Genomic DNA, 14,922 nt, shown 5'->3' with positions numbered 1-14,922 from the left:
AACGCCGATTTCCGCCGGGGAAAGCAGTATCGTTTTAATCCCCGGGTTTCCAACAGTTGGAGCGTGAAAGGGCAGGAGTGGTACCAGGCCGACGACGTCGCCCAAGAGTACGAGGCGAAGCGGTTCTCCCGGGGCGGACAGCTGATCGATCGCCGTGAGAAGGAGGCGGTCCTCGACGCCATCGGCCCCGTCGACGGGAAGTCGGTGCTTGAGGTGGCCTGCGGGACCGGCCGGTTCACCGTCATGCTCGCCGACCGGGGCGCGGACGTCGTCGGGCTGGACATCTCGGGTCCGATGCTCCAGCAGGGCCGCGAGAAGGCCCGCTCGGCCGGCCTGTCCGACAGCGTCGAGTTCATGCGCGGCGACGCCGCCCGCCTGCCGTTCCCCGACGATCACTTCGACGCCGTCGTCGCGATGCGCTTTTTCCACCTCGCGGACACGCCCGCGGCCTTCCTGGCGGAGATGCGTCGCGTCTCGAAGAAACAGGTCTTCTTCGACACCTTCAATCGGTTCTCGACGCGCTCGCTGTACAACTGGGCGCTCCCAATGGGGTCGCGGCTGTACTCCCGCTGGGAGGTCGACCGCCTGCTCGACGGGGCCGACCTGGAGCTGGCCGGCGACGAACACGACTTCGTCCTGCCCTACGGCTTCTACCGAAAGATTCCGGGTAGCCTGGCCGCCGGATTCCGGTCGATCGACACCGCCATCGGGGCCAGCCCCGTGGGCGACCCGCTGGCCTCCGTCTCCTACTGGGACGCGCGCGTCTGACCGCCGGCGCCGAGTACGCTCGGATTTCGGCGAGACAGTGCACGAGTTTTATACCCCTCCGGACGACTACTGGGGGGTATGGAAGTGTCCGTGGTCGTCCCGACGCTGAACGGTCGGGAGGAGCTGGCGCGCTGTCTCGACGCGCTCGCCGACCACGTCCCCGACGCCGAGACGGTCGTTGTCAACGGTCCGTCGTCGGACGGCACCACGGGCATGGTGCGGGAGCGCAGCGACGTCGACGTACTCGTCGAGATCTCCGATCGGTCCACCAGCGCGGCCCGCAACGCCGGCATCGACCGCGCGGACGGCGACGTCGTGGCGCTGCTGGACCGTTCGTACACCGTCGAGGCGAGCTGGTTCGACGCCGTGACCGACGGCATCGGCGACGCGGCCGTCGTTACTGGACCGACTCACGAGCAGCTCGCGGCCGGGATGACGACCGAATCCGCCGAGAACGCCACCGTCGTCGGGCGCGACGTGTCCTTCTTCAACCCCGGTAACGTCGCCTTCGAGCGATCCGTCCTGGAGGCGATGGACGGGTTCGACGAGTACCTCGACGCCGGCGCCCGCGACCTGGCCCACCGCCTCGCCGGCGCCGGCCACGACGTGGCCTGGAACAGCGACATGAGCGTCCGCCGCGAGTACGGGGCCGACGGCGGCGTCCGGGAGACGGAGTGGGGGCCGAAGTACCGCTCGCTGTCCTACCGGCTCGTGAAGAACTACGGCCTCCGTCCGACCGTCGTCGGGCGCGTCCTCGGATCGGCCGGCCGGGACGCCGTCGAGGGGCTGCGCGGCGTCCTCGCCGGCGACTCCGACCCCTCCGAGTGGCTCGGAACCGGCCGCTCGGTCACCGGCCAGATCGCCGCGGGCAGCAAGGACGGGCTGGTCGCCCGGTTCAGGGACCGCAGCTGGCGGCGCAACCCCAACGGCCGGTCGACGCGCGCCGACCGCGCCGTCGCCGTCTACGACGAGCGCTGACTGCCGCGACGCCGCCTTCGACGGGCTACGCCGCTCGGCCAGTCGCTTAAGAAAGGCCGCACAGGCTGGCCCCAGAGTTACTTCGGATGGTCGCCAGCGCCGACCCCCCTCACAAAAACGTGGGCGAAAAACGGCCTTCTCGCTCGGTCGCTGCGCTCCCTCGCGAGAAGTGAAACCGCTCGCCTCCGGCGATCGGTATGCTCGACCGCGCCCTCAGGGCGCCAGCTCCTCGACGACGCGCCCGGGGTTCTTCGAGAAGACCTTCTTCATGGCGTCCTCGGGGACGTCGAGGGTGAGAATCTCCATGACGGCGACGTTGGGGTGGACGGAGGGTGCGCCGGATCCGAAGAGGACGCGGTCGGGGTGTTCCATGATCGCTCGCTCCAGCGGGTCGCGGTAACGGACGGTGCTGGTGTCGAGGTAGCAGTCGTCGTGGCGGTCCAGCAGGTCGATGGCCTCGTGCATGAGGTCGCGCTGGAGCGGGTGGGCGCCGAAGTGACCGATGATCACGGGGAAGTCGTGGTCGAGCAGGGCCCGCTCGACGGCCTCGGGCGGGAACGTCGTGCCGCCGTGGACCAGCAGCGGCTTACCCGTCTCGGAGAGTTCGTCGAGGACCTCGTCGTCGGGGAGGCCGTCCTTCGCGGGGTGGAGAGTGAAGCCGGCGAAGCGGTCGTCGTAGGCGTACTGCTCGACGTCCTCTGGCGAGGTGTGGTGTCCTTTCCGGGAGGCGGCGAGGTTCCGGAGGCGCGAGCCCGCGCTCTCGCCTGGATTGCGAGCGCCGTTGATGCGCGCGAAGGCGACGAGGGGACGGCCGACGCTCATCCGCGCGACCGCGTTGTTGGCCTTGAGGTAGCCGTCGTCGCGCTGACCGGGGGCGGCGACGGCGCGGACCACCCCGGCCTGGTGCATCTCGCGTTCGAGCCCCTCCGGGTCCCCGATGCCCTCGCGGGGCCGGCGCTCCTCGTCGGGCTCCAGGCGGGCGTGGACGTCGACCACGCGGAACCCGTGTTCCAACTCCAGCATTGTGGTGGGCAATGTCGGTTCCCGGTATTAAACCATCGGCAGGACGGCAGTCGTTCCGCCGCTCCGACGCGTTTTCACGCGCCCGCCACACTTTCCGACCGGAGCAACAGAGCACACAGTATAGTAGAAATTGAAACTATCCACGCGTCGAAGGGCGGCCCAGGTGTCCTTCGAGCCGGTCATTGCGTTTAATTTCTACTATGCAGTGCGTCAGAACCGATGCCGGAACGCTCTTTACAGGTACGGCTATCGACTCGGCGTCGGACGGATATCTGCCGAACTGCGCCGGGAGTAGCCCCACTGCGTCGCACTAGCAAAAACTTTATATAGAACTGCAAACGACCCATATAACGAGGTACATACCTATGTCACAGGGCCAGCGACGCATGGGGGGACAGCCCCTCTTCATTCTCAACGAAGATACGGAGCGTACGCAAGGTAAGGACGCACAGAGTTCGAACATTTCCGCAGGGAAGGCCGTCAGCGAGTCCGTACGGACGACGCTGGGCCCGCGAGGGATGGACAAGATGCTCGTCTCCGACTCGGGCGACGTCGTCATCACGAACGACGGCGCCACCATCCTCGACGAGATGGACATCGAGCACCCCGCGGCCCAGATGATCGTCGAGGTCGCCGACACCCAGGAGGAGGAGGTCGGCGACGGCACGACGACGGCCTCCGTCCTCGCCGGCCAGCTGCTGGCCCAGGCCGAGGACCTGCTGGACGACGACGTCCACCCGACGACAATCGTCGAGGGCTACCACGAGGCCTCCCAGCTGGCCCGCGAGGCCATCGAGGGCGAGGTTCTCGACGACGAGCTGGACGACGAGACGCTCGTCTCCGTCGCCGAGTCCTCCATGACCGGCAAGGGCACGGGCGACGTCGCCGCCAGCCGGCTCGCCGAGACGGTCGTCGACGCCGTCCGCCAGGCCCAGAACGAGTCCGGCGTCGTCCGCGACAACGTCGCCGTCCGGACCCAGACCGGTGCCGCCTCGTCGGCCACGGAACTGGTCGAGGGCGTCATCTTCGAGGAGGACCCTGCCCACGACAACATGCCGACGTCCGTCGAGGACGCCAACATCGCCGTCGTCGACGCCGACCTCGAGGTCCGCGAGAGCAACATCGACGCCGAGTACAACGTCTCCAGCGTCGACCAGTTCAACGCGGCGCTGGACGCCGAGGAGGAGGAGCTGCGCGGCTACGCCCAGGACCTGATCGACACCGGCGCCGACGTCGCCTTCGTCACCGGTAACATCGAGGACCTGGTGGCCTCCGAGCTCGCCAAGGCCGGCATGCTGGCCTTCGCGAGCGTCGGCGACGACGACGTCGCCGCCGTGGTCGACTCGACCGGTGCCAGCCGCGTCGGGTCCGTCGAGGCTCTCGAGTCCGGCGACCTCGGCCACACCGACGATGTCTCCATCGAGAAGTTCGGCGACGGCGACGAGCTCGTCTTCGTCCAGGGCGGCGACACCTCCGAGACGGTGACGGTGTTCGCCCGCGGCGGCACCGAGCACGTCGCCGACGAACTGGAGCGCGCCCTGCAGGACGCGCTCGACGTCGTGACGGCCGCCCTCGACGAGGGCGGCGTCGTCCCCGGCGCCGGCGCCACCGAGATCGCCGTCGCCGACTACATCCGCGACGAAGCGGCCTCCATCGAGGGCCGCAAGCAGCTGGCTGTCGAGGCCTTCGCGGACGCCGTCGACGTCCTGCCGCGCACGCTGGCCGAGAACACCGGCATGGACCCCATCGACGCGCTGGTCGACCTCCGCAGCCGCTACGAGAGCGAGGGCCGCGCAGGCATCATCAGCGAGGGCCAGACGGGCGTCATCGACGACCCCGTCGACTACGGCGTCCTCGACCCCGCTGCGGTCAAGCACGAGGCCGTCGAGTCCGCCACCGAGGCGGCGACGATGATCGCGCGGATCGACGACGTCATCTCCGCTGAGTAAACGGTCGAGCGTTTCATCGCGAGACCGTGGTCAGCGGAGATCAGACTGCTGAGTAAACGGTCGAGCGTTTCATCGCGAGACCGTGGTCAGCGGAGATCAGACTGCTGAGTAAACGGTCGAGCGTTTCATCGCGAGACCGTGGTCAGCGGAGATCAGACTGCTGAGTAAACGGTCGAGCGTTTCGTCGCGAAGCCGCAGTCAGCGGCGATCAATCGGCCGAGCAAGCGAAATGACGCTCGAACCCCGTTTTCGCTTCCGAACCCCGAGTTTCACTCCGGTTCCGATCGAAGGACAGAGTCGTAGCAGCGGCGCGGCTCAGAAGTTCAGTTCGACGCGCGCGCCGCGGCCGACATCGAAGGCCTCGTCGCCGCGGCCGCGGTTGACGGCGAGTTCGACGTTGCCGTGGCTGCCGACGGTGACCAGCCGCTGGCCGGGGTCGACCGCCGCGTAGGTCCGGCGGACGGGGGCCGGTTCGCCGTTGATCCGGACCTGGTCTCCCCAGCGGTCGTCGAGGACATCTCCGGGGACGTTGGTGACGCTGTTGCCGAAGTCGTCGACGACCAGCACCTCGCCGCTGGCGCCCGTGTTCCCGACCGTCGGTTCCGGGAAGGTCAGGTCCTCGTAGCCGTCGGCACGCTCGAAGCCCTCGATTTCGTGGACGGCGTCGACGCCGGCCTCGTGGACGCGGGCCGCCGCCGGGGCGAACACGTCCCGGCCGTGGAAGGTGGCGCTCTCTGGCGATTCGTATTCGATCTCGAACACCTCGATGACGTCGCCGTCGCCGGCGAGTTCGCGGGCGACCGGGAGCGCGACGCCGTTGTCGGGCGCGACGAGGGCGTGGTCACCGACCCTGATCGCCAGGGCCGCCCGGTCGGTCCCGACGCCGGGGTCGACCACGACGCAGTGGACCGCGGGCGGGAAGTGAGGGAGCACCTCGCGGAGCCAGAAGGCGGCGGCGCGGACGTCCTGCCGGGGGAACTCGTGGGAGACGTCGACGAGGCGAGCGCCCGATTCCCGCAGGATCACGCCCTTCATCGCCGCTGGGTACGGCGAGCCGAAGTCGGAACTGAGCGTGATCATCAGTCCTCCCGTCGGCGCTCGTCCCGGGCGCCGTCGTCGTTCTCGGTCTCCCACCGCTCGACGACGTCGTCCTCAGCGACGGCGCGGATGCGCTGGATGCCGTTGATCTCCTCGATGGTTTCGACGACGGCGTCGGGGACGCGATCTCGCCAGTCCTCGCCGTCGATCATCGCGTCGCGGATGTCGCTGCCCTCCAGTCGGTCGCGTTCGAACATCTTCGACTGGCGGACCTCGATGCCGGCCTCCTCGAACAGCCTGATGACGAGGGGGTTGTTCGAGTAGGCGACGTCGAAACTGGGACACATGCTCTCGACGTGGCTCGCCCAGACGGAGTTGCGGTTGAGGTCCTCGATGGGGACGACGTAGGTGACGAGGTCGTGTTCCCGCTCGAACTCGCGGACGGCCTTCGTGATCATCATGATCCGCTCGCCGGCGGTGAAGGGGTTGCGCGTCGAGTGGGAGTCGCCGGCGCTCCCGATCCCCAGGACGAGTTCGTCCACCTCCCCGGCGATGGTCTCGATTACCGTGTGGTGGCCGTTGTGGTACGGCTGGAACCGGCCGATGTAGAAGCCGCGCATATCCTCTCTCCGGACCGGACTGGTATAAAGACGGCGAGTGGGGACGAACCGACGGAACCGGTCGCTATCTGGCGGTTTCGGCCCGCTTTCGGCGCCGGTTGCGGGGAGAAAGTATATCAGTGGAGGGTCCTTCCGTCATTGTAGCAACGCTTGTATGAGCGACAACACTGAGACCGACGACACTCCCGAGTCAGAGCGGGAGGTGACCGACGCGCCCGCGGACGACGTCGCCGCCGAGGTCCCCGAGGAGGGGACCGACGCCGACGGCGCGGGCGACGAAGGTGACGACGGCAGCCTGTCCGATCTGGGCAGCAGCGTCGAGGTCGACGTCGAGGGCGACGCCATCGTCGACGAGGACGAGGAGGCGGGCCTGCTCGGCGGCCTCGACATCGACACCACCGGCGAGATCGAGGTCCCGGACCGCCTCGTCGACCAGGTCATCGGGCAGGACCACGCCCGCGACGTGATCAAGAAGGCAGCCAAGCAACGACGCCACGTGATGATGATCGGCTCGCCCGGGACGGGCAAGTCGATGCTGGCCAAGGCGATGTCCCAGCTGCTCCCCCAGGAGGAGCTGCAGGACGTTCTGGTCTACCACAACCCCGACGACGGCAACGAGCCCAAGGTCCGCACCGTCCCCGCGGGCAAGGGCGAACAGATCGTCGAGGCCCACAAGGAGGAGGCCCGCAAGCGCAACCAGATGCGGACCTTCCTCATGTGGATCATCATCGCCATCGTCATCGGCTACGCCCTGATCCTGGTCCAGCAGATCCTGCTGGGCATCCTCGCGGCCGGCGTCATCTATCTCGCCTTCCGGTACGGCTCCCGCGGTAACGACGCGATGATCCCGAACCTGCTGGTCAACCGCGCGAACCAGCAGACCGCGCCCTTCGAGGACGCCACCGGCGCCCACGCCGGTGCCCTGCTGGGCGACGTCCGCCACGACCCGTTCCAGTCCGGCGGCATGGAGACGCCCAGCCACGACCGCGTCGAGCCCGGCGCGATCCACAAGGCCAACAAGGGCGTCCTGTTCGTCGACGAGATCAACACGCTGGACATCCGCAGCCAGCAGAAGCTGATGACCGCGATCCAGGAGGGCGAGTTCTCCATCACGGGCCAGTCCGAACGCTCCTCGGGCGCGATGGTCCAGACCGAGCCCGTCCCCTGTGACTTCATCATGATCGCGGCGGGGAACCTCGACGCCATGGAGAACATGCACCCGGCCCTGCGCTCCCGGATCAAGGGCTACGGATACGAGGTGTACATGGACGACACCATCGAGGACACCCCCGAGATGCGCCGGAAGTACGCCCGCTTTATCGCCCAGGAGATCGAGCGCGACGGACGCCTCCCCCACTTCACCCGGGAGGCCGCCGAGGAGCTCATCCTGGAGGCCCGGCGTCGCGCCGGCCGCAAGGAGCACCTCACCCTGAAGTTCCGCGAACTCGGCGGACTCGTGCGGGTCGCCGGCGACATCGCGCGCGCCGACGACCGCGAGTACACCACTCGCGAGGACGTGCTCCAGGCCAAGAACCGCAGCCGCTCCATCGAGCAGCAGCTCGCCGACGACTACATCGAGCGGCGCAAGGACTACGAGCTGACCGTCAACGAGGGCGACGTGATCGGCCGCGTCAACGGTCTCGCGGTGATGGGCGAGGACTCCGGCATCGTCCTGCCCGTCATGGCCGAGGTCGCCCCCTCGCAGGGGCCCGGTCAGGTGATCGCCACCGGTCAGCTCCAGGAGATGGCCGAAGAGGCCGTCCAGAACGTCTCCGCGATCATCAAGAAGTTCTCCGACGAGGACATCTCGGAGAAGGACGTCCACATCCAGTTCGTCCAGGCCGGCGAGGGCGGCGTCGACGGCGACTCCGCCTCCATCACGGTCGCGACGGCCGTCATCTCCGCGCTGGAGGACGTCCCCGTCGAGCAGAACATCGCCATGACCGGCTCGCTGTCGGTCCGGGGCGACGTGCTGCCCGTCGGCGGCGTCACCCACAAGATCGAGGCCGCCGCGAAGGCGGGACTGGACACGGTCATCATCCCCGAGGCCAACACCCAGGACGTCATGATCGAGGAGGAGTACGAGGAGATGATCGAGATCATCCCGGTCTCGCACATCTCCGAGGTGCTGGACGTGGCGCTGGCCGGCGAACCCGAGAAGGACTCGCTGGTCGACCGGCTGAAGTCCATCACCGGCAAGGCACTCGACCACGAGGTGGGCCGCCAGGGCGGCTCGCCCAGCCCGCAGTAACGCCGCATGGCCCGCTGGGCCGCCTTCGTCGGCCTGACGGGCGTCGCCGTTTCTATCCTTCTCGCTCTCGCGCGCCTGACGCAGGACACCGTCAGCGACGGCGCCGTCGATCCGGAGCGGATGGGCGCCCTCGCCGGGCCCGCGACGCGGAACCCCCGTCCCGGCGACCCCGTCATCCCGCGCTTCGACGACCCCGAGCCGATCGAGCTGGAGCTGTCGACCGGGGCCCTGCTCGCCAACGTCGCGCTCACGCAGGGCCTGTTCGGCACCGTGCTCGCGGCCGGGGCGTTCTACTTCGGGATTCCGGCCTGGGCCTTCGGCATCGCCGCAGACCCGCTGTCGACGGGGACCCCCGCCGTAGCGGTGGGGGTCGCCGCCGGCGTCGCGCTGTGGATCGGCAACGAGCTGGCCGGGCTGACCGCCAGGCGCGTCGGCGTCGATTACGACGAGTCCCTGCGCGAGATGCTGGCGCCGGACGACGCCCGCGGGTGGGGTCTCCTGCTGGTCGGCGTCCTGCCGATCATCGCCGTCGTTGAGGAGTTCGTCTTCCGGGCCGCGGCCATCGGCGTCGTCGAGGCGGGCCTGGGCATCTCACCGTGGCCGATGGCGATCGTCTCCTCGATCGCCTTCGGGGCCGCACACGGCGCCCAGGGTCGCGTCGGCATGGTCGTTACGGGCAGCCTCGGGATGGCACTGGCCGCCCTGTTCGTCGTCACGGACAGCCTGCTGGCAGTCGCCGTCGCCCACTACCTCGTCAACGCGCTCGAACTGACCGTCCACGAGGGACTCGGAATCGGCCGCCCCGGTGGGTGACGGCGTCCCCGCGCTCTCCGCCTCGCAGCCACGCAGCGATCTATCACAGATACGTTTCCAGTGAAAACTGAATCTTCGAGAATGACAATTGGATCGAACGCATTCGAGTTCTACCCGATGTTCTGTTATATTTAAGTAGTTCTGGGATATAATATTATATATGGGTGAGATAGCGACCGACGAGCCGACGTTCGACGTCGAGGACGTCGACGGGGGGGAATGGTACGATCTGCTGGTGGCTTACACCGATCCGGAGGGCAATCCCAGGCGCCGAAACTGTCCGATCGACGTCGACGACGCCGAGGAACTCGGGCCCAACCGCATCAGGTCGGCGCTGGCGGACTGGCGGCGTGAGCGCGACGACGTCGACACCATCGAGGGGTTCAGCGTTCGGCGCGTCGAGCCCCAGTACCGGGGGGCGGCCGAAGGCGGCGGCACCAGGCCAGACCTGTCGGGCGGGTCGCCCCGCCACGATCCGGTGTCGGAGGGGGACCGGATCGTCTACCACGTCGACGGGCCCGACAGCGGCGTGTACGGGTACACGACGGAGGCAGTCGTGACAGACACGCCGCCGATCCGAAAGCAGCACAAGGAGCCCATCGAGGGCGCGGTGGAGATCGACACCGGGACGGACGCGAAACTGATCCCGACCGACTGGATCGCCGGGCTGGCGTCGGCACCGGGGATCGAACCCGACCGGCCCAACGACGATCTGTAACCGCCCCGCTGTCGGGACCTAGAGCCCTTCGAGGCTGCGTAGCTTCTGCTCCACCTCGGGCGGTGCCCCGCTGGGGCCGTCTCGGACGCGGTGATCCGGGATCACCAGCGGGACGGGGTTGTCGGCCAGCGCCTCGCGGACGGTCGCGACGTCGTCCTCGTCGTCGGCGTCCAGTCCGGCCGCCATGTTGGCCACCTGCTCGACGCTGGCCTGCTGTCCGTAGGGGACCTCCCGGGTCGCCTCTAGGACGGCCCGCCGGTCGGTCGGGACGGTCAGGCCGACGTCGACGTCGCGGAAGTCGTCTTCCTCGCTGTGGAGGTATTCGTCGATCCGATCGAGCAGCAGGTGGTCCTCGCTGGCGTCCTCGTCCGGCGTCGTCGGGAATGACAGGCTGATGACCTTCTCTCCGGCCGCTCCCACCTGGACATACCGGTCAAGGTAGTCCGACTCGCGCGCGTAGATGCCGGCGTCGGCGACTCCGTTCATGCTCGCTACTCCGCCCGTGCAGGCCTTGAAGATTCGCACTATCGGGGCGGCACCGGTCGCCAGACGGGTGTTGCGTTACTCCTCGACGCCGTGCCCGTCGCTCACCGGCGGCGCGCCCACTCCGATCACCCGTGCCGACTCGTCGGCGCTCTCGGCCACGTGCGCGCGGTGCGGGCTCTCGGGTTCGGCGACGAAGAACTGGTCGGGTTCGACGCGGTAGACCGCTTCGGGCGTCTCCACGCTCAGGACGCCCTCGATGACGTAGAAGACCTCCTCCTGGGTCTCGTGGTAGTGGAGGCCGGAGAGGGGAACCTCCTCGCCGGGGTCGACCGAGTACACGCGCAGGCCCATCTGGTCCATGTCCGCCGCTTCGCTTATATACTGCATCTCGGAGGGTCGGTCCGGATCGGGGTCCAGCGCGGCCGGGTCGACGACGTGGTAGCCCATGCCCGCGGGTGCGTCTCGGCGACGTTTCTATTTTGTGGCAGGAAGGCGACCGCCGCCGCCGGCCAAGGGCAACTCTTATGTCCATGTCTGTCCGTCAATGTACATAGATGGACGACAGTGAGGAGATGGCACCGGCCGTCCGCTCCATCCTGGAGACGGCGCGGGAACGCGGGGGCGGCGACGGGCGCGTGGACGTGGACGCGCGGTCGCTGCCCGAGGCGTTCGCCGCGGCGGAGGCGGACGGGCGCGTGCCGCTGATCGCCGAGGTGAAGCCGACGAGCCCGACGACCGACGGCGAGCGCGAGGGCGACCCGGTCGACCTCGCCCGCGGGATGGTCGAGGGGGGCGCGGCCGCGCTGTCCGTGCTCACCGAACCGGAGCACTTCGGGGGGTCGACGGCGACGCTAGAACGCGTCCGCGAGGCCGTCGACGTGCCCGTGCTGCGCAAGGACTTCCTGCTCCACGAGGAGCAACTCGACGCCGTCGAGGCGGACGTCGTCCTGCTGATCGCGCGGTTCCTCGAGGAGGAGGGGACGGGCGATCTGGAAGAATTGATCGCCGCGGCACGCGAGCGCGGGTTCCAGGTGCTCGTCGAGACTCACACCCGCGAGGAGGTCGAGCGGGCGGTCGCGGCGGGCGCGGAGATACTCGGCGTGAACAACCGCGACCTGGCGCGACTGGCGGTCGACCTCGCTACCTTCGAGGAGGTGGCGCCGGCCGCGCCCGATGGCGTCACGCTCATTGCGGAAAGCGGCATAGGATCGACGGGCGACGTCTCTCGGATGCGGGCGGCGGGCGCCGACGCCCTGCTGGTGGGGTCGGCCATCATGGCCGGGGACGTGACCGAGCGGACGTGCGAACTGACGGAGACGAACACATGAGCAGCGAATCCACGTTCGGCGACTACGGGGGACAGTACGTGCCGGAGGCGCTGATGCCGGCCATCGAGGAGCTGGCGGACGCCTACGAGCGGTACGTGATCGACAACGAGGGCGACTTCGTCGAGGAGTTCCGCGAGCGGATGGCCGACTTCGGCGGGCGGCCGACGCCGCTGCAGTACGCGGAACAGCTCTCGGAGCGCTACGACGCGGACGTCTACCTCAAGCGCGAGGACCTCGTCCACGGCGGGGCCCACAAGCTGAACAACGCGCTGGGGCAGGTGCTGCTGGCGAAGTACATGGGCAAGGAGCGGATCGTCGCGGAGACCGGCGCGGGCCAGCACGGTACGGCGACGGCGATGGCCGCTGCGCACCTGGACATGCCCTGCGAGATCTACATGGGCGAGACCGACATCGCGCGCCAGCGCCCCAACGTCTTCCGGATGCGGCTCAACGGGGCCGAGGTGAACCCCGTCTCGACGGGTCGCGGCACGCTGAAAGAGGCCATCACCGAGACGTTCCGCGACTGGGCGACGACGGTCGAGACGACCCACTACGTCGTCGGGTCCGTGGTCGGCCCGCACCCCTTCCCGGCGATGGTCCGGGACTTCCAGGCCGTCATCAGCGAGGAAGCTCGCGAGCAGGTCCGGGAGAAGACCGGCGACCTACCCGACGCCGTCCTGGCCTGCGCCGGCGGCGGCTCGAACACGATGGGCACCTTCCATCACTTCCGCGACGACGATGACGTCGACCTCTACGCCGTCGAGGCCGGCGGCGACTCGCTGGCCGTCGACGAGGAGGCGGGCGTCGCGCCCAACTCCGCGTCGCTGTCGACCGGGGAGGAGGGGGTCCTCCACGGCGCGCGGACGAAGCTCCTGCAGGACTCGGACGGCCAGATAATGGAGTCACACAGCGTCTCGGCGGGGCTGGACTACGCCGGCGTCGGGCCGGAGCTGGCCCACATGGTCGACGAGGGCCGCGTCGAGGCGGTCAACGTGGGCGACGACGCCGCGCTGGAGGCGTTCCACCGCCTCTCGCAGGAGGAGGGGATCATCCCCGCGCTGGAGAGCGCCCACGCCCTCGCCTATCTCCACGAGCATCACGACGAACTCGGCGACACCGTCGTCGTCAACGTCTCCGGCCGCGGCGACAAGGACCTGGAGACGGTCATCGAGGAGACGGGCCAGCGCGACCTGGAGGCCGCGCCGGACCTCTCCGTCTTCCGCGAGGTCGGAGGTGGGCTCTGATGGGACTCGAACGCGCTTTCGCCGACGGCCCCGCCTTCGTCCCGTACCTCGCCGCGGGCGACCCGGACTACGAGTCCTCGCTGCGGTACGTCGAGGCGCTGGCCCGCGGCGGCGCCGACGTGATCGAGCTCGGCCTGCCGTTCTCCGAACCGATGGCCGAGGGCCCGACCATCCAGGAGGCCGTCGTCCGCTCGCTGGAGGCGGGCATGACGCCCGACCGCTTCCTCCAGTTCGTCCGCGACCTCGACGTCGACGTGCCGCTGGTCTGTATGACGTACTACAACCTGATCTATCAGTACGGGGAGGGCGAGGCGCAACGCGCCTCGGATGCGAGCGGTGAAACCGCGAGCAGGGGCCCGCGCGCCTTCGTCGAGGCCGCCGCCGACGCCGGCATCGAGGGCTTCGTCGTCCCGGACCTCCCCGCCGAGGAGGCCGGGCCGATGCGCGAGGCCTGCGACGAGTACGGCCTCGACCTGATCTTCATTGTCGCCCCGACGACGCGGGGCGAGCGACTCGACGCCATGCAGCAGCACACGTCGGGCTACGTGTACGTCCAGGCGCGCCTGGGCGTGACTGGCGCGCGCGACGACGTCTCCGACCAGACCGAGGAGAGCCTCGCGCGCCTGTCGGACTGGTCGGTCCCGAAGGCGGTCGGCTTCGGCATCAAGACCGGCGACCACGCCGAGCGCATCGTCTCGGCGGGCGCCGACGGGATCATCGTCGGGTCCGCGCTCGTCGATATCGTCGCCGGGGGCCACGAGAACGACGACCCCGCCGCGGACGTCGCGGACCGCCTCGAAGCGAAGGCCCGCGAACTGAAGGAGGGGGCAGTCCGCGGGGCACAGGACCGACCGCAACCGGAAGGCAAATAATCGTACTTGCCACAGTCTACCACAACATGACTGCAGGGAAATCGGCGCGACTGGATCGGATCGGGACAGGGGGGCGGCACGTCATCGTCCCCATGGACCACGGCATCACACTGGGCGCGGTCGACGGCCTCGTCGACATCGAATCGACCATCGACGCGGTGACGGCCGGCGGCGCGGACGCGGTCCTCACGCAGAAGGGCATCGCGGGCCGCGTCCACGGCAACCTCAACGGCGCCGGGTACGTCGTCCACCTCAACGGCTCGACCTCCATCGGCCCGGACGAGAGCGACAAGCGGCCGACCGGAACCGTCGAGGACGCCATCCGCGCGGGCGCCGACGCCGTCTCCTTCCACATCAACGTCGGCAGCGAGCACGAGCCTGACCAGATCAGCCAGCTCGCGGAGGTCACCAGCGAGGCCGAGCGCTACGGCCTGCCCGTGCTGGCGATGACCTACGCGCGCGGCCACGACGTCCGCGACGACGACCCCGAGGCCTTCGCGGAGGACCTGGGTCACGCCGTCCGACTGGGCGAGGAGCTGGGCGCCGACGTCGTCAAGACCGCCTACAGCGGCACCGCGGAGACCTTCGGACGCGTCGTCGAGTCCACCTCGCTGCCCGTGGTCATCGCCGGCGGGTCGAAGGGCACCGACGAGGAGACGCTTTCCATGGTCCGCGGGGCCGTCGACGCCGGCGCCGCCGGCATCTCCATGGGCCGCTCCATCTTCCAGCACGAGGAACCGGAGAAGATCACGCGCGCCGTCGCCGCCGTCGTCCACGAGGACGCCGAGGCCGAGGCCGCGCTCCGCGAGGCCGGCCTGGCCGTCGAGGCCTGAC

Annotated in this window: 15 protein-coding genes; 10 read left to right on the top strand and 5 right to left on the bottom strand. The window is 69.0% G+C overall.

The genetic code is table 11. The features are described from left to right. The first annotated feature begins 63 nt into the window (after positions 1-63). Positions 64-768 (top strand): class I SAM-dependent methyltransferase, encoded by a 705-nt coding sequence (locus tag LCY71_RS12130; RefSeq protein ID WP_225333406.1) that lies wholly within the window; start codon positions 64-66, stop codon positions 766-768. 78 nt (positions 769-846) lie between these two features. Further along, on the top strand, positions 847-1,746 hold the full coding sequence (locus LCY71_RS12125) for a glycosyltransferase family 2 protein (RefSeq protein ID WP_225333405.1): 900 nt from the start codon (positions 847-849) through the stop codon (positions 1,744-1,746). A gap of 213 nt (positions 1,747-1,959) precedes the next feature. Here LCY71_RS12125 and LCY71_RS12120 read toward each other — a convergent pair whose 3' ends face one another. After that, positions 1,960-2,769, bottom strand: coding sequence for an amidohydrolase family protein (locus LCY71_RS12120; protein WP_225333404.1), 810 nt, complete (start codon positions 2,767-2,769; stop codon positions 1,960-1,962). Positions 2,770-3,155: 386 nt separating this feature from the next. On the opposite strand from LCY71_RS12120, the gene thsA reads away from it, so the two are divergent. Beyond that, positions 3,156-4,718 (top strand): thermosome subunit alpha, encoded by a 1,563-nt coding sequence (gene thsA, locus LCY71_RS12115; protein ID WP_225333403.1) that lies wholly within the window; start codon positions 3,156-3,158, stop codon positions 4,716-4,718. Between the two features lie 315 nt (positions 4,719-5,033). Here thsA and LCY71_RS12110 read toward each other — a convergent pair whose 3' ends face one another. Together LCY71_RS12110 and LCY71_RS12105 are read right to left on the bottom strand one after the other, a co-directional pair. After that, positions 5,034-5,798, bottom strand: coding sequence for an SAM hydrolase/SAM-dependent halogenase family protein (locus tag LCY71_RS12110; RefSeq protein ID WP_225333402.1), 765 nt, complete (start codon positions 5,796-5,798; stop codon positions 5,034-5,036). Continuing rightward, positions 5,798-6,376, bottom strand: a complete 579-nt coding sequence (locus tag LCY71_RS12105; RefSeq protein ID WP_225333401.1) for a nicotinamide-nucleotide adenylyltransferase — start codon at positions 6,374-6,376, stop codon at positions 5,798-5,800. The genes LCY71_RS12110 and LCY71_RS12105 overlap by 1 nt, the downstream gene beginning before the upstream one ends. Positions 6,377-6,530: 154 nt before the next feature. Between LCY71_RS12105 and lonB the strand changes: the two genes are divergently transcribed. The 3 genes from lonB to LCY71_RS12090 all read left to right on the top strand — a co-directional run bounded on the left by lonB (position 6,531) and on the right by LCY71_RS12090 (position 10,158). Beyond that, positions 6,531-8,627 carry an ATP-dependent protease LonB gene (lonB, locus tag LCY71_RS12100; protein WP_225333400.1) on the top strand — a complete coding sequence of 699 codons (2,097 nt, stop codon included), beginning with the start codon at positions 6,531-6,533 and terminating at the stop codon, positions 8,625-8,627. Between the two features lie 6 nt (positions 8,628-8,633). Then, positions 8,634-9,440, top strand: a complete 807-nt coding sequence (locus tag LCY71_RS12095; RefSeq protein WP_225333399.1) for a CPBP family intramembrane glutamic endopeptidase — start codon at positions 8,634-8,636, stop codon at positions 9,438-9,440. Between the two features lie 160 nt (positions 9,441-9,600). Then, entirely contained in the window at positions 9,601-10,158 is a 558-nt protein-coding gene (locus LCY71_RS12090) for a hypothetical protein (RefSeq protein WP_225333398.1), read from the top strand. Positions 10,159-10,176: 18 nt separating this feature from the next. Here LCY71_RS12090 and LCY71_RS12085 read toward each other — a convergent pair whose 3' ends face one another. Both LCY71_RS12085 and LCY71_RS12080 read right to left on the bottom strand, forming a co-directional pair. Further along, positions 10,177-10,644 (bottom strand): MGMT family protein, encoded by a 468-nt coding sequence (locus LCY71_RS12085; protein WP_225333397.1) that lies wholly within the window; start codon positions 10,642-10,644, stop codon positions 10,177-10,179. A gap of 75 nt (positions 10,645-10,719) precedes the next feature. Then, positions 10,720-11,091 carry a cupin domain-containing protein gene (locus LCY71_RS12080; RefSeq protein WP_225333396.1) on the bottom strand — a complete coding sequence of 124 codons (372 nt, stop codon included), beginning with the start codon at positions 11,089-11,091 and terminating at the stop codon, positions 10,720-10,722. A 107-nt stretch (positions 11,092-11,198) separates the two neighbouring features. On the opposite strand from LCY71_RS12080, the gene trpC reads away from it, so the two are divergent. From trpC to LCY71_RS12060, 4 genes are read left to right on the top strand one after another with little or no spacing between them, the layout of a single operon-like run. Continuing rightward, positions 11,199-11,972, top strand: coding sequence for an indole-3-glycerol phosphate synthase (gene trpC, locus LCY71_RS12075; protein WP_225333395.1), 774 nt, complete (start codon positions 11,199-11,201; stop codon positions 11,970-11,972). Beyond that, a complete protein-coding gene (gene trpB / locus LCY71_RS12070; protein WP_225333394.1) occupies positions 11,969-13,216 on the top strand; it encodes a tryptophan synthase subunit beta in 1,248 nt (415 codons plus the stop codon). Before trpC ends, trpB begins: the two co-directional genes overlap by 4 nt. Continuing rightward, on the top strand, positions 13,216-14,088 hold the full coding sequence (gene trpA, locus LCY71_RS12065) for a tryptophan synthase subunit alpha (protein WP_225333393.1): 873 nt from the start codon (positions 13,216-13,218) through the stop codon (positions 14,086-14,088). The genes trpB and trpA overlap by 1 nt, the downstream gene beginning before the upstream one ends. A 26-nt stretch (positions 14,089-14,114) precedes the next feature. Continuing rightward, positions 14,115-14,921 (top strand): 2-amino-3,7-dideoxy-D-threo-hept-6-ulosonate synthase, encoded by an 807-nt coding sequence (locus LCY71_RS12060; RefSeq protein WP_225333392.1) that lies wholly within the window; start codon positions 14,115-14,117, stop codon positions 14,919-14,921. Position 14,922 lies beyond the last annotated feature (1 nt).

Source organism: Halomicrobium urmianum, from assembly GCF_020217425.1.
Lineage (GTDB): Archaea > Halobacteriota > Halobacteria > Halobacteriales > Haloarculaceae > Halomicrobium > Halomicrobium urmianum.
Note: the sequence above shows the minus strand (reverse complement) of the source record. Positions and strands in the feature narration are given on the sequence as shown.

What these genes read in the sequence shown, in the direction of transcription:
- LCY71_RS12125 (WP_225333405.1), top strand. Translation starts at nt 847, where the DNA reads ATGGAAGTGTCCGTGGTCGTCCCGACGCTGAACGGTCGGGAGGAGCTG.
- LCY71_RS12120 (WP_225333404.1), bottom strand. Translation starts at nt 2,769, where the DNA reads ATGCTGGAGTTGGAACACGGGTTCCGCGTGGTCGACGTCCACGCCCGC.
- thsA (WP_225333403.1), top strand. Translation starts at nt 3,156, where the DNA reads ATGGGGGGACAGCCCCTCTTCATTCTCAACGAAGATACGGAGCGTACG.
- LCY71_RS12110 (WP_225333402.1), bottom strand. Translation starts at nt 5,798, where the DNA reads ATGATCACGCTCAGTTCCGACTTCGGCTCGCCGTACCCAGCGGCGATG.
- LCY71_RS12105 (WP_225333401.1), bottom strand. Translation starts at nt 6,376, where the DNA reads ATGCGCGGCTTCTACATCGGCCGGTTCCAGCCGTACCACAACGGCCAC.
- lonB (WP_225333400.1), top strand. Translation starts at nt 6,531, where the DNA reads ATGAGCGACAACACTGAGACCGACGACACTCCCGAGTCAGAGCGGGAG.
- LCY71_RS12095 (WP_225333399.1), top strand. Translation starts at nt 8,634, where the DNA reads ATGGCCCGCTGGGCCGCCTTCGTCGGCCTGACGGGCGTCGCCGTTTCT.
- LCY71_RS12090 (WP_225333398.1), top strand. Translation starts at nt 9,601, where the DNA reads ATGGGTGAGATAGCGACCGACGAGCCGACGTTCGACGTCGAGGACGTC.
- LCY71_RS12085 (WP_225333397.1), bottom strand. Translation starts at nt 10,644, where the DNA reads ATGAACGGAGTCGCCGACGCCGGCATCTACGCGCGCGAGTCGGACTAC.
- LCY71_RS12080 (WP_225333396.1), bottom strand. Translation starts at nt 11,091, where the DNA reads ATGGGCTACCACGTCGTCGACCCGGCCGCGCTGGACCCCGATCCGGAC.
- trpC (WP_225333395.1), top strand. Translation starts at nt 11,199, where the DNA reads ATGGACGACAGTGAGGAGATGGCACCGGCCGTCCGCTCCATCCTGGAG.
- trpB (WP_225333394.1), top strand. Translation starts at nt 11,969, where the DNA reads ATGAGCAGCGAATCCACGTTCGGCGACTACGGGGGACAGTACGTGCCG.
- trpA (WP_225333393.1), top strand. Translation starts at nt 13,216, where the DNA reads ATGGGACTCGAACGCGCTTTCGCCGACGGCCCCGCCTTCGTCCCGTAC.
- LCY71_RS12060 (WP_225333392.1), top strand. Translation starts at nt 14,115, where the DNA reads ATGACTGCAGGGAAATCGGCGCGACTGGATCGGATCGGGACAGGGGGG.